Below are 13524 nucleotides of genomic sequence, written 5' to 3' on the forward strand. Positions count from 1 at the left end.
ATAATTCCGTTCCTTTATTGTAATGGTACAACCCGCAGCTGCACAATGCAGGCGGGCAATATCTGCCCCTGATTATCGATTACCACAAGCCGCAATTGATAATCACCGGGGGTTAAAGCAGTGGTGTCCCAACGCCCCAGGGAACTGTCATTGACGATTGCACGTCCGGCGGAAATGGTCACCCAGGTATCGCTTCCAAGAGGCGCAACCTCATATTTATAGAATCCAAAATTCGGAATATTGACCGTACCGGCCAATTCGATGGCACCTTTTATTTCATCCCCCGCCTGAGGGAAAGTGATCATGATCTGATTTGGAATGCAGCCTGTATTGTCCACCGTTTCCGCCTGTGGAGGCAGGCTGGAGAATTGGGTCATCATTTCCGCAGATAGCGTGCCTGTCGGCCTAGAGATAAAGTCAAGCGTGGGTGTGGTGAGAAAAAAATCCGAGGGGAGTCCGGGGATGATAAAGGATGCCATAAAAAACTCGACACAGAACAGCATGGTGATGATGGAAGAAATTGCAATCGACCGTCCAAGCCGGCGGGCGGAGAATTCACGTTCCAGGCTGAAAACAGCAATCCGCCACTCCTGCCACGAACGCCATGCCCATCGAAAGGAGAACATGCCGGCAATTGCCAGCAGGATATAGATCAGCACCTCATAAGAGGCGAGGAACCTGTAAAATTCTGCCATTCGTGAGATTTTTACAATCCGCGCAAGACACCGCGGATTATCTTTTCGACTTTGGGGGTGATTACTTTTCCTGCCTCAATGACCTCTTCATGAGTTGTGATCGTGGAACCGTCCAGGTTGGCCTTGTTGCTGATGCCTGAAAGTCCAAGCACGCGCATGTTTCCATGACGCGCAATAATCACTTCCGGCACCGTGGACATCCCCACTGCATCCGCACCCGCAAGCCGCAAAAAGCGCAAATCAGCGGGTGACTCAAACGATGGTCCACTCAAGCCTGCGTAGACTCCCTCGCGCAGGGTGATCTTACCTTCCTTTGCAATTTTGCGTGCAAGATTGCAGTAATCACGGTCATACGGCTGGCTCATATCCGGAAAGCGCGGACCGATCTCATCCAAGTTTGGTCCCATGAGCGGGTTGAGACCAGACATGCCCATAAGGTTAAGCTGGTCGGTAATCAACATAACATCGCCGGGATTGAAATCAGGATGCACCCCGCCTGCGGCATTTGTGACAATCATAGAGGAAATTCCAAGGCGCTGCATGACACGCACGGGCAGGGTAATCTCTCCCATGGTGTACCCTTCGTAATAATGGATGCGCCCCTGCATAACCAGCACGGGCCTGCCTTCCAGCTCGCCAATCACAAAACGCCCGACATGTCCGTGAACGGTGGAGACGGGGAAGTTGGCCAGGTCACTATAAGGGATGTGAACGGCTCCTTGAACAGAATCAGCCAGACCGTTAAGTCCAGACCCGAGGATGATCCCCACAACAGGCTGGATTGATATCCGTCTTTTAATCGTTTGCACAATTTCGTCAATTTGGGAAAGGGAAATATAAGTTTGCATTTTTGATACCCTGTATCAGTATTATTGAAACGGTCACATCCCCACCGAAAGACCGATTTACGTTGGGATTATATCAGAAATCACCATGGATACTTGCGGGCGAATTGCACTCATGGTTTATTAGACGCGTCAAAGTTGAGATTCAAATTGGCTGCATGGCATCAAATTTATCCCGGGACGCAGAAAAAAAGGAACTCTGATGCTATCTCCGACCACAACGAAATGCCCACCCGCCAATGCATCGGTGGTACAATCCTGCATGAGCCCGGTCAATTGGGCGAATACGAGCATAAAACCATGAGTTTGCACCGCGCGATTGGCGCAAAATCTTGGAGGGCATCCCACCCCAGCAAGATTCCATCCATCTTATCCGTCACCACCAGGCGAGATGGGACGGCGGCTGTCCAGCCGGCTTGTACAGGGGAAATTCCTTTGCAGCATAATCCATGAGCAAAAAATCGAATAGATTTGGCCACGACCCGCAGGAAAACCTGGTATCGCTCATGCCTGCCTTGCTGGCAGGCATGAGCACCCTGTCCCTGACAGTTATCACAACCATCCTGTTATACCCTGCTGCAGATTCTGTCATACTGATTGGATACGCCATTGTCGGATGTGTTTATCTTGCGTGCTACTACTGGCTCTATACCATTTCCCCCAACAAAACATTGCATGCCTGGATAAATGCCGCGATTGTCGGCCTCGGATTGGGCGTGCTCACGTACTTAATCCCGCAAGAACTTCACTACCTGATATATACCCTGGTATTTATAGCGGTCCTGTCCATATCCGTCATTTCGAGGCGCGGACCCGCCTATTTATTGATCATGACGATCACCGCGTTCCATGTCGCCCATCTTATCGAAGCGGCCATGCCCTTGAATGAACTGGTGATACACGGCGGACTGGTCGTTGCCACCATCATCACAGCCGAAACCATTCAACAACTCAAAAAACTTTCGCAAAATCAGATGAACCGCCTCGAGGTCATTAACAGAATCAGCGAAAATATCGTTTCAACAATCGAAACAAAACAACTCCTTTCGCTGCTCAATGCGGCGTTCCAAAATGCACTGGATGCAGATACCTACTACATCGGCATTCAAAAAGGCGATGAATTGCATATGGAGCTCTTCTACGACGATGGGGAATATTTCAGCGATGTCCGTGTCAAGATGGAAGGGACGCTATCGAGCTGGGTCATCAAGAACCAAAAACCACTTTTCCTGCCTGATTTGCGCACCACCGTAAAACTGGAGGGCGTAAATTTCGTACTCCTGGGTAAACCAAAAGGGTCCCTCTCCTGGATGGGGGTGCCCATGAAAGGCTCACATGTAAACGGCGTCATGGCCATCGCATCCTACCGCCCCAACGCATTTAACAGAAGCGACCATGAACTGCTTTCCAACATTGCCCAGCGCGCCACGCTCGCCCTCGACAACACGTATCGCCACGCACTTGTGGAGGAACAGGCACGGTTGGACAGCCTTACCCGCGTTTACAACCACGGCTACTTTATTCAAAGACTGAGGGAACAAGCCGAAGACTGCCGGGCACAGGCCCAGCCTCTCAGTTTGATCATGCTGGATATTGATTACTTCAAACAGTATAACGACATCCATGGACATCTCGTCGGAGATGAAATGCTGATCAACCTCTGTACTACCATTCGCAGTCATATTAAACAGACGGATGCCGTCGGACGCTGGGGCGGGGAGGAATTCGCCATCTCACTTCCAAACTCCGACGGGGAACAAGCCCTTCAAGTGGCGGAGCGCATTCGTGAAACACTGGCATCCATCAAAGTGAAGACCAACAAACTTGCCGATGCTCCAAGCCCCACCGTCAGCATGGGCATTGCCGTGTACCCCACTGAAACCAGCGACATAACAAAACTCATTGACCTTGCCGACAGCCGCCTATATATCGCAAAAGAACGCGGGCGCAATCAGATCGAACCCGCGCCCGCGTCTCACGAAAACATAAAATCGAATTAATGGTTTATCGCAACACTGCGGCAAACGCCTCTATCGTTTTCTCCACCCCGGCATCATCCACCCAATAATGTGTGACCAGACGGAAACGGCGCGGACCGGACCAGTCCACCAGCACGCCATACTTCTTCACTTTTTCGACGATTTGAATCTCGGTCAACGTAACGTGATGCGCGAGATCAAAATAAACCATATTGGATGAACCCGCAGCCGCATCCAGTTTTAATCCCGTGACCTGCTTCAGCCCTTCGTATAGATTCTTCGCCCGTGCATGGTCCTGCCCAAGCCGCCTCGTCATTTTCTCCAATGAGATCATGCCGGCCGCCGCCAGCACGCCCGCCTGACGCATCCCACCGCCCAGCATCTTCCTCAAATGACGCGCCCGAACAATGAACTTCCTCGTCCCAACCAGCATCGAACCGACTGGCGCGACCAGTCCCTTGCTCAAACAGAACATGACCGAATCCGCAGGCGCGACCAACTTCTTCACATCCTCGCCCAGTGCCGCCGCCGCATTGAAGATGCGCGCGCCGTCAATGTGAAGAGACAGTCCATTCTCCTTCGCAAGCTCCCCGACCAGCGCTGTGTACTCGGCGGTCAACGGGATGCCGCCGCAAACATTCTGTGTGTTCTCGAGGCAAATGAGCCGCGTAATGGTGTGATGCACATCCTCGGTCTGGATGGAGGCGCGGATGTCCTCGAGCAGAAGCGTGCCATCGCGTTGATTCATCAGCGGGCGCGGATGGATCCCGCCCAATGCAGACATCCCGCCCGCTTCGTTCATATACACATGGGATTTCTCCCCAACGATCACCTCGTCCCCGCGCTGGCAATGGACAAGCAGTGCAAGTAAATTACCCATCGTGCCGGATGGGACAAAAAGCGAATCCTGCTTGCCGAGCATTGCGGCAGCCTGCTCTTGAAGTTTATTTACCGTGGGATCATCCATATAGACATCATCCCCCACCTCCGCCTCCGCCATGGCCTCGCGCATTTCAGGCGTGGGCTTCGTGACAGTATCGGAACGAAGGTCCACATAATCCATTTCATTCATATCGTTTCACCTCCTCCAGCACATTCTTTAATTCGTCCGGCAAACCTGCTTCAAATGTGCGTGGTTGTTTTTCGTTCGGCAAAAGGATCTTCAAGCGATACGCATGCAGGAAATGCCGTTCGATCGTCGCGGTGACAGATCGTTTTCCATACACCGAATCACCCACAATCGGGCAGCCCAAAAACGCACAATGCAATCTGATCTGATGCGTACGCCCCGTCAACGGATGGAACTCCAAAAGGGTATGCTCCTTGAAGGATTCAAGCGTTTTATATTCACTGACCGCTTCGCGCCCCTTGCCCGGCGGAAGGACCGTCATCTTCTTGCGTTGTTTTGGGTCACGCCCAATGGCTGCTTCCACGCGTCCGGCTGGGGTGGGCGGCTTTCCATCCACCAATGCAAGATAGGTCTTCTCAACCGTCCGCGAACGGAATTGGTCCTGCAGCCAGTTGTGCGCGCGTTCGTTTTTGGCAAGCACGATCAAACCCGATGTTTCCTTATCGAGCCGATGCACAAGCCCGGGGCGTTCCTCGCCGCCGATGCCTTCCATATGCGGGTCATAGCCCAACACGGCATTGACCAATGTGCCGGAAGCATGGCCCGCCGCTGGATGCACCACCATCCCCGCAGGCTTGTTGACCACGATCAGGTCGTCGTTCTCGAAAATAATGTCCAGCGGAATATCCTCGCCCGTCAACACCCCCGCTACTGGCGGAGGGACGCGCACCTCCACCTCTGCGCCTGCCTCGAGCGTTTGACCGGATTTCCTTGCGGCTGCCCCGTTAATAAGAACAAAGCCATCCGCAATCAATCCCTGCAACCGCGCGCGGGAAAATTCAGGCAAACGCGTTACAAGAAATTTATCGAGACGTTCCGCCTTTTCCCCATCGAATACAAGCTTTTCAAGCCGCTCGCTCACATTTACTCGCTGCTCACGGAATAACGGTCTTTATTTTCCAAACCCGCTTCGCCGGAGGTTTTTTCAGCCATGCTCTTTTTTTCTTTTCTTTCCTTCAGCCACACGCCAAACAACAGAATGATCACGCCGACGGTAATACTTGCATCGGCGATATTGAAGACCGGGAAAACGCCGACCGAGATAAAGTCAGTGACCTTGCCCATCATCAGACGGTCTATTAAATTTCCAGATGCGCCTGCAAGCTGCAGGCCCATCGCCAGCTTCAACGTCCAGTCTTCATTTTCCACATGCGGATAATAATAAATGATCGCGGCGATCACAATAAAGGCAAGCACGGTGAAAACCATGTTTCCATTCTGGAACATGCCAAATGCCGCGCCGCTGTTATACCAATGCACGATCCGTGCATACGGACTGAGCCACGCCAATGAGTCAGGGAGCCACTGTCCGCCAAACCCGATGTTCTCACGTACCAGCCACTTCGTCCATTGATCCAGCGCGACCAACACACCTGCCGCACTAAACAACATTAAATATTCTTTAACTCTGGAATTCAACTCTCACCTCAACTTCAAATAGTGTGCCTATTGTACCGCACCCAGATATACCCTTGGCACACGTGTGCTGATGTTCGTCATCACTTCATATTCATTCGTGCCTGTCCAATCTGCGAGATCCTCCACGGTAATTCCGCCGCCCAACAATACCACCTCGTCCCCCACCTTCACATCATTATCGCCACCATTGACCATGAACTGGTCCATGCAGATTCGACCCACTTGTGGATATTCCTTTCCATTGATGATGACCCGTGCCTGATTCGTCATGCGGCGGAAGTACCCATCCGCGTAGCCGCACGGGATGGTGAGGATGCGCTTCGGACTCCCCTCCACCTGCCACAACGACCCATAGCTGACGCTCCGCCCCGGCTGGCTGACCTTGCTAAATGCCACTTTCGACTTCCAGGCAAGCACAGGTTTCACATCGATCTTTCTTTCAATATTCCGCGCGGGGTAAATACCATAAAACAACACGCCGGGCCGTACCAAGTCCAAATGCGCCTCGGGCAGGTTCAAAATCCCTCCCGAATTGCAGACGTGGCGCATGGGGGCCGGCAGGCTGTTCTTTTCGTAAAAACGGAGGACTTCCTGAAAGCGTTCCAGTTGAAGTTTGGAGGAAGTCCTTGCGAGGCGGCCTGCCTCCGTCGAAGCAATCTCCTCCTTGGCAGAAGGTTGCTTCGGATTTTGTCCTCGCAACGACATGACTTCAGAATTTGCCAAATGAGTATAAATCCCCTCCACCTCCAAGTGGCTGCACGCGGCTGATTTCTGGAGGAAGTCCTCCGCTTCATATTCATGGACGCCCACCCGCTCCATGCCTGTGTCGATCTTCAAGTGGACTTTGAGCCGCTTGTGGGTTGACTCTGCCAATTGTTCAGCGGCCAGCAACAGGTCCACGGAAGAGGCGGTCAGGATCAGGTCGTGTTCGAGGAACAAGGGCAGCTGCTCGATCAATGTCCCGCCTGCAACGAGGATCGGTTTCTTAATCCCAAGGTTGCGAAGGTGAATTCCCTCCTCCACAAGCGCAACGCCGAGATAATCCACATACGGTTCGATGAACGGCGCGACGCCATCCATTCCGTGACCGTAGGCATTGGCCTTGACCATCGGCATGACCTGTGCAGGCGCAACATGGGCGCGGATGGTTTCGAGATTTTGTTTTAAGCGATGAAGATCGACTTCAAGATGGGTGGGTCTCATGCGTTTCGCCAGTGATATTCAACATCGGGTTCGGATTCGGGTGCAGGGCTGGATCCGAATTTTTCGGCGACAAAGCCGTTCTTTTCGAAGAAGGCACGCGCCATCCTGTTGGCCACATGCGTATACAGCCAAAGATGATCTGGGGAATATATTCGCGCATGATCGAGGAGTGCCAGGCCAATCCCGCGCCGATGATATTTGGGGTCAACATATAAACGGTCGATAAAATCATCCTGCATGCCGAGAAACGCAACGGGCATGTGGTCCAGTTCGTACACCCATAACTGGTTTTCGGGAATCACAGCATTGCGAAAATATTCGCGTGCGCCTTCCAATTCAAACCCCATGCGCTTCATCATTTTCGGCATGGCAGCATGCATGGCGTCGAACCAAAGTGCGGTAACAATCTCAAAATCATCATCACGATACGGACGGATCATTGCTCTCCTGAAAAAAATAAGCGGACGGCTTTCACCGTCCGCTTATTTTACTTGTAAATACCCTCCATGAAGAGGGCATTAAAGAGCGTTTCTTAAGTCAAAAATCAAAAGATTTCACCACAGAGGACACGGGGCGCACAGAGGTTTTAAGAGATTTTTCTCCGTGTTCTTTGTGGTCTCTGTGGTAAAAAAGCATTAGACCTCTTGCAAAAGTCAAATTGAGTTGAGTTCAAGGTTGTAAATAGCAGCAATCAGGTTGAAGCGCAAAGCAAATCTCTTTCTACGATTGCGATACCTCTCGCTCAAAATGCGAAACACTTTCAACTTACGGAATATATGCTCAATCACAATCCGTTTCCGTGCCAAGCTTCGATTGCTCTGTTTCTCTCGTTTCGTCAGAGCATGGTATTTGGATTTCTTGAAGGGTGTTTGACTGTTCTGATGAAACTCCATCAATCCTTGATAGCCCGCATCTGCCAGAATACGCAGATGTTCAGAGAACTCACAGGCATCGTCTTTGAACAGTTGGAAGTCGTGTTTGCTTCCATGACTAAAGGCGGTGGTTATGATTTGGGTACTTTTTCGATCAGCCATCACCTGCGCTTTTTGGGTGTGACGCTTCTTTTTGCCACTGTAATGCCGTTTTTGGCTTTTTTTGGACGTTCCACTGGCTGTTCGCTGACATCAACCAGCACTACCTCGAACACCGTGTCACTGGCTTGGAGTGCCTTTTTGCCAGGCAAACGAAACTTTTTTGAACGGACTAAGGCCTCCTCTACCTTGCGAATGGTGCGGCAAACGGTTGCTTCACTGACACCATAGGATTGCGCAATATGAAATTCTGTGCGATATTCTCGCCAGTACATCAAGGTCATCAACAACTGATCGGCTCGGCTCAGTTTTGGCGGTCTCCCGAAGTCTCGCAGCCCTTTCTCAATGACTGTGAGCATCTGCTCGAAGGTTTCGCGCGGGACGCCAGTTAGCCGTTTGAAGTCACTACCTTTGAGATGTGCGATTGTCTTATAGTTCATGTGCCTATTATGGCACACTTATGCAAGAGGTCTATTTAAGAAACCGTCTCTTAATGCCATGCGCCCAAAATGGCACCGAAGAGCAGGAAGTTGACAAGATGGTTGCCGATCTCGATCGCCCAGATCTTCAAGCCGTGACCCGCGAACAATTTATTGACAAGATATGTGGGTGCAATGAAACCAAGCCAGAGCATGAAGCCGATCCTCGCACCTGAAGCCGCGTCCGTGCCGCCCATGAAGTTGATCATGATCGCCAAAGCGACCGCCTGCACAAACGAGGAAAGCAGGGTCAGAGCCCATGTCATACCCATGTTTTCCATGCCGGGCTTCTCAGTCTTGCCCACAGTTTTCCACCAGATATCGAAAAAGACCTTTGGGCTATACCAGACAGCCCCACTGACCATGCTTACGACAACACAGACAACGACAGCCAGCCAGTTAACAGAACTAAAATCCATCTCAACCTCCATTTCCAAGTTTGATCGGCGCATGCCGATCTTTTCAGGATTATAACAGAAAATTTGTTCTAATCAATGGTTCCAGGGTATATTTTCTTAAAGCCCCGCCAATTGGCAGGGCTGGGTTTTGACTTATATCTTCCCTGCTAGATAATCCAAAACGTCTATCTTGGTCAGGATGCCGATGGGTTTGCTGTGTTCCACCACAATGAGAGCAAGCCCCGCGGTGAGGGACGGCATGGCTTCGTCCAGGGATGTTTCGGGCGGGAAGACCGCTCCCGCATTCTGTACGAGCGAGTCGATCTTCTCATCGTGGCTGTGATCGTGCTCTTCGAGCATGTGATTGAGCAGGTCCACCTCTTCGATGAGACCGACGAGCGAACCGTCCTCTCCGACGACGGGCATCTGCGAGACCGCATGCTGGTGCATGACGGACACCACCTTGCGGAGCGAGTCGCCCAGTTTGGCGGTGATCAACTGCTTGTTCGGCTTGGCAAGCAACAGGTCGCCCAGAGCCGTTTCGCCGAATTCCATCGAGAGGAAACCGAACTCGCGCATCCACTTGTCGTCATAGAATTTGGAGAGATAGCGCGAGCCCGAATCGGGCAGGATGACGACAGGGATGCGTCCCGCGGGAAGTTTGCGGCAATACTTGAGCGCGCCCGCGATCGCGGACCCGGACGAACCGCCCGCGAAAATGCCCTCCTGCCGCACCAATTGACGCGCCCACAAAAATGACTCGCGGTCGCCCGCGCGCTCGATGGCATCCACATACTTGATGTCCATCGTGGACGGTAAAAAGTCCTCACCGATGCCCTCCACTTTATAGGTCTTGGGATATGCGCCCGCAGGGATGACGCCTTTGTTCTGCCAGATCTCGGTCAGGATCGAGCCTTCGATGTCCACACCGACGATGGTGATCTTCGGGTTCTTCGCTTTGAGATAACGCCCCACGCCGGTGATGGTCCCGCCCGTGCCGATGCCGATGATGACATCGGTCAACTTTCCCTCGGTCTGCTCCCACAGTTCCGGGCCGGTGCTCAGCTCATGGGTTTTTGGGTTGTCGGGATTGTGATACTGGTTTGCCAAAATGGCGTTGGGGGTTTCACGCGCAAACTTCTTTGCCACCTCATAATACGAGCGCGGATCGTCGGGGCCGACAGCCGTGGGAGTGATGACCACCTTCGCGCCATAAGCGCGCAATAAAAGAATCTTTTCATTGCTCATCTTGTCCGGCATGACGAAGATGGTCTTGTAGCCCTTCAGGGCGGCCGCGATGGCGAGACCGACGCCCGTGTTGCCGGAGGTCGCCTCGACGATGGTTCCGCCGGGTTGAATCTCGCCGCGCTTCTCGGCCTGCTCGACGATGTTCGCCCCGACCCGGTCCTTGACCGAACCGCCGGGGTTCATGAACTCCAGTTTGGCGTACAGCGGGACGGGCAGGTCCTTGCCGATGCGCTCCAGCTTGACCAGCGGCGTGTTTCCCATCGCGCCAAGCACGTTATTGAAGACCCTTCTCTCTTTTGATTCGGGTAATCCGACCATTCTCTCTCCTTGGTTGGGGGATATTTTACCGCCTTTTAAGTACGACCTCCGAGTTCTTGAAGAACTCGGAGGTCTCATACTCCCATCTCCTGTACGAGAGGATTGTTGACTCATACCTCGCGCGCCTGAAACGCCTGCGCGGAGATTTAGCAGATAACGAAGCCGCCTTCAAAACCGCAGGTTACAATATCAAAGCCGAAAAATTCAATTGCCCCAACTGTGGCGCACATTGGAACTCGGTATGGATAAATGCGAGTATTGTGGTCAGGTGATTTTGTCTTGATGAGGGAATAGCAAATAGTTGATAGTGAATAGTAAAACTCCCGTCATTTTGGCGGGAGTTTTGTTTTATTGGTCAGCGTCCATTGCACAACGGAAACCAATAAGATAATTTGAGCCATCAGGGTTTTTCTTGCCACGATCAGAAGAGGGAATTCCACTAAGATCAGTGCGGTTGCTCTGCCATGAGCCTCCTCGTATTACCTTAACCCATCCTCCATCACCGCTAGGTAAATATACCCTTTGGTTTTGCATAGGGTTTGATTTAGGTGAAATTGAATAATACGAACTATCATACCAATCAGCAACCCATTCCCAAACATTACCAGCTATATCAAATACACCATAAACACTCTGACCATTATGATAGCTGCCCACTTTCATCGAATCATTTGAATTAAAATTTAGAAAATCTGAGATTGGAGTTTCATCACCCCAAGGATAGATTCGCCCATCAGTGCCACGCGCTGCTTTTTCCCATTCTGCTTCAGTTGGAAGTCTTCGCTCAGCCCATAAGCAGTAGCTATTAGCAACGTACCAAGTAATATCAACAACTGGGTGATCTATATAAATTGGATTATAAAATCGCGTTGTATAAAGAGAAGGGCATCTAGTTGCCTGAACACACTTAGCATACATTTCATTGGTCACTTCTGTTTGATCTATCCAGTAAGCATCTAAATTCACTTGATGAGCTGGATGTTCGTCAGGTTCGCTATTATTGCTTCCCATTGTAAATTCACCAGCAGGTATATACATCAGCAACATCCCATCATTACCAAGTGTTGTAGAGCCAATATCAAGTCTGGTCGTAGTAGAAATAGCTGGTGATTTTGTAGCAGTCATGGTTAAGGTTAGAGGCTTGGGAGTAACACTTGGAGTTGTCGGGGTAGATGTTTGTGCTAATAAAAAGTTCTCGAAAATTAAGTTTCCCGCCATAAAAATAGTAAGCAAACCAAGAAATATAACTGCCCCTAAAAAAATTCGAGGGAAGATATTACTTTGCTTATCTTCTTTTATTTGTTTTAGCTTTTGTGAATTAAGTAAAGCAGGATTAAGAACTCTTGTAAAAGGCTTCGCGACTTCTTTTTTCTCTTCAATTTTATTCTCACCGTGAGAAATAGAAGTCAAGTTCCTTTCTTGCTCTATTTCAGCCTTTATAGGCTTTGGTGTTCTTTGCTTTATATCATCAATTTTCAAAGGCACAACTTCCCCGCCTAAATCATTTACGCGTTTATTCAAGCCCATTAACAAACGTTTACGTCCATCTGTGCGGAATAAATCCACGGCTTGATAGCGAGATAATCTTTTTGGAAGTTCGCAATCCTCCAACTTGACGGGGATAATGAAAATTGTGCCTTCGGGTTTTTCAAGCGCTTTATCTAAGGCAAAGGCGATTTCTTTTTGAACATATCCCTCTTTGTTGACCGAATTTTTAGAAAGGCAAACCAAAATTACGTCTGAAGCATATAATGCTTTGGGAATTTCAACTTCCCAATCTTCGCCGGGCAAGAGATCCGCCTGATCAAGCCATGGTTGCACACCGTGTAGTTTGAGGTAACGGTGCAGTTTCCAAACAGAGGGTTTGTCCTGTGAAGCGTGGCAGAGAAAAACACGAAGTGGTCTGGTCATTGAAAGGATGAATTAGGAAGGATGAAAACAGAAGAATTTACATCCCAATCTGAAAACTATAAAGTATGTGAAGAGATAAGGCAAATATTAAAAGCAAGGCTTGACAAAATAAATCAATGGTTGCATAATGGTTCCAAAATGGAAGCAGGTGAAATATGGTCACGCTCACAATAAAAAATGTGCCGCCAGAAATTTATGAGCGCATCAAAATCCAAGCAAAAAATAATCACCGTAGTATCAATGGTGAAGTGATTTCTATCCTTGAACACGCGCTGTCCATACCGCCTATTGATGTCAAAGCCACGCTGGAGCGCACCAGAAAACTGCGTGAACTGACCGCGCATTATGTAATTACGAACGAAGAGTTGACCAAATGGAAAAATGAAGGCCGCGAATGATCGTCGTTGATACCAATATCATCGCCTACCTGCATATCGCAGGAGAATCAACTCCGCTTGCCCTGCAAGTTTTAGAAAAAGACTCGCACTGGGTTGCGCCTCCATTATGGCAAAGCGAATACCGAAACGTCCTGACAAGTTACATAAAGCACAAGGTGATCGACCTGGAAGAAGCGATACGACTCCTTGAAAACGGGCTGAACACCATGCAAAACAGAGAATTAGCCCCGACGAATGCACTTGTGCTTACACTGGCATCCCAAAGCGCTTCTTCATCCTACGATTGTGAGTTCGTGGCGCTCGCTCGGGAAATTGGCTGTAAGCTGGTCACGGCAGACAAACAGATCGTAAGAAATTTTCCAGACACAGCCATATTGCTCGAAGAATTCATAAAATAACCAAACCCTCCCGCCGAACATTCGCGGGAGGGTCTTCTTTCCTCTTTCTTCTTTCATCAAACGAGGAGATTGC

Annotated in this window: 15 protein-coding genes; 4 read left to right on the forward strand and 11 right to left on the reverse strand. The window is 50.3% G+C overall.

What is annotated here, in order from left to right; all coding sequences use genetic code 11:
• Nucleotides 1–14: 14 nt before the first annotated feature.
• Both QY332_17160 and QY332_17165 read right to left on the reverse strand, forming a co-directional pair.
• Entirely contained in the window at nucleotides 15–695 is a 681-nt protein-coding gene (locus QY332_17160) for a hypothetical protein (protein ID WKZ35342.1), read from the reverse strand.
• Nucleotides 696–706: 11 nt separating this feature from the next.
• On the reverse strand, nucleotides 707–1543 hold the full coding sequence (locus QY332_17165) for a purine-nucleoside phosphorylase (GenBank protein WKZ35343.1): 837 nt from the start codon (nucleotides 1541–1543) through the stop codon (nucleotides 707–709).
• Between the two features lie 446 nt (nucleotides 1544–1989).
• Here QY332_17165 and QY332_17170 point away from each other — a divergent pair, with 446 nt between their 5' ends.
• Complete coding sequence (locus QY332_17170) at nucleotides 1990–3540, forward strand: diguanylate cyclase (protein ID WKZ35344.1); 1551 nt, start codon at nucleotides 1990–1992, stop codon at nucleotides 3538–3540.
• A 4-nt stretch (nucleotides 3541–3544) separates the two neighbouring features.
• Here the strand turns inward: QY332_17170 and ltaE are convergent, their stop codons facing one another.
• The 9 genes from ltaE to QY332_17215 form a co-directional block, all read right to left on the reverse strand.
• Nucleotides 3545–4591: a low-specificity L-threonine aldolase gene (ltaE, locus tag QY332_17175; protein WKZ35345.1), complete on the reverse strand. Its 1047-nt coding sequence runs from the start codon at nucleotides 4589–4591 to the stop codon at nucleotides 3545–3547.
• Complete coding sequence (locus tag QY332_17180) at nucleotides 4584–5510, reverse strand: RluA family pseudouridine synthase (GenBank protein ID WKZ35346.1); 927 nt, start codon at nucleotides 5508–5510, stop codon at nucleotides 4584–4586. Before QY332_17180 ends, ltaE begins: the two co-directional genes overlap by 8 nt.
• Before the next feature lie 2 nt (nucleotides 5511–5512).
• Nucleotides 5513–6040 (reverse strand): signal peptidase II, encoded by a 528-nt coding sequence (lspA, locus tag QY332_17185; GenBank protein ID WKZ35347.1) that lies wholly within the window; start codon nucleotides 6038–6040, stop codon nucleotides 5513–5515.
• 54 nt (nucleotides 6041–6094) lie between these two features.
• The gene (gene alr, locus QY332_17190) at nucleotides 6095–7270 is read right to left on the reverse strand and encodes an alanine racemase (protein ID WKZ35348.1); all 1176 of its coding nucleotides are present in this window, start codon (nucleotides 7268–7270) and stop codon (nucleotides 6095–6097) included.
• A complete protein-coding gene (locus tag QY332_17195) occupies nucleotides 7267–7710 on the reverse strand; it encodes a GNAT family N-acetyltransferase (GenBank protein WKZ35349.1) in 444 nt (147 codons plus the stop codon). The genes alr and QY332_17195 overlap by 4 nt, the downstream gene beginning before the upstream one ends.
• A gap of 213 nt (nucleotides 7711–7923) precedes the next feature.
• Nucleotides 7924–8741 (reverse strand): IS5 family transposase gene (locus tag QY332_17200; GenBank protein ID WKZ35350.1). Its coding sequence is split into 2 segments (ribosomal slippage): nucleotides 7924–8360 and nucleotides 8360–8741, totalling 819 coding nucleotides; the frame shifts between segments, so codons are not numbered across the junction.
• Nucleotides 8742–8791: 50 nt separating this feature from the next.
• On the reverse strand, nucleotides 8792–9199 hold the full coding sequence (locus QY332_17205) for a DUF1761 domain-containing protein (protein WKZ35351.1): 408 nt from the start codon (nucleotides 9197–9199) through the stop codon (nucleotides 8792–8794).
• A 132-nt stretch (nucleotides 9200–9331) separates the two neighbouring features.
• Nucleotides 9332–10744 (reverse strand): pyridoxal-phosphate dependent enzyme, encoded by a 1413-nt coding sequence (locus QY332_17210; GenBank protein WKZ35352.1) that lies wholly within the window; start codon nucleotides 10742–10744, stop codon nucleotides 9332–9334.
• Between the two features lie 348 nt (nucleotides 10745–11092).
• A complete protein-coding gene (locus QY332_17215) occupies nucleotides 11093–12655 on the reverse strand; it encodes an SUMF1/EgtB/PvdO family nonheme iron enzyme (protein ID WKZ35353.1) in 1563 nt (520 codons plus the stop codon).
• A gap of 21 nt (nucleotides 12656–12676) precedes the next feature.
• Here QY332_17215 and QY332_17220 point away from each other — a divergent pair, with 21 nt between their 5' ends.
• Genes QY332_17220 through QY332_17230 form a run of 3 tightly spaced genes read left to right on the forward strand, consistent with a single transcriptional unit; the run spans nucleotide 12677 to nucleotide 13451 of the window.
• The gene (locus tag QY332_17220; GenBank protein ID WKZ35354.1) at nucleotides 12677–12829 is read left to right on the forward strand and encodes a hypothetical protein; all 153 of its coding nucleotides are present in this window, start codon (nucleotides 12677–12679) and stop codon (nucleotides 12827–12829) included.
• Complete coding sequence (locus QY332_17225; protein ID WKZ35355.1) at nucleotides 12811–13053, forward strand: Arc family DNA-binding protein; 243 nt, start codon at nucleotides 12811–12813, stop codon at nucleotides 13051–13053. Before QY332_17220 ends, QY332_17225 begins: the two co-directional genes overlap by 19 nt.
• The gene (locus tag QY332_17230) at nucleotides 13050–13451 is read left to right on the forward strand and encodes a type II toxin-antitoxin system VapC family toxin (GenBank protein ID WKZ35356.1); all 402 of its coding nucleotides are present in this window, start codon (nucleotides 13050–13052) and stop codon (nucleotides 13449–13451) included. The genes QY332_17225 and QY332_17230 overlap by 4 nt, the downstream gene beginning before the upstream one ends.
• Nucleotides 13452–13524 lie beyond the last annotated feature (73 nt).

The sequence above is a fragment of the Anaerolineales bacterium genome, assembly GCA_030583885.1.
GTDB lineage: Bacteria > Chloroflexota > Anaerolineae > Anaerolineales > Villigracilaceae > Villigracilis.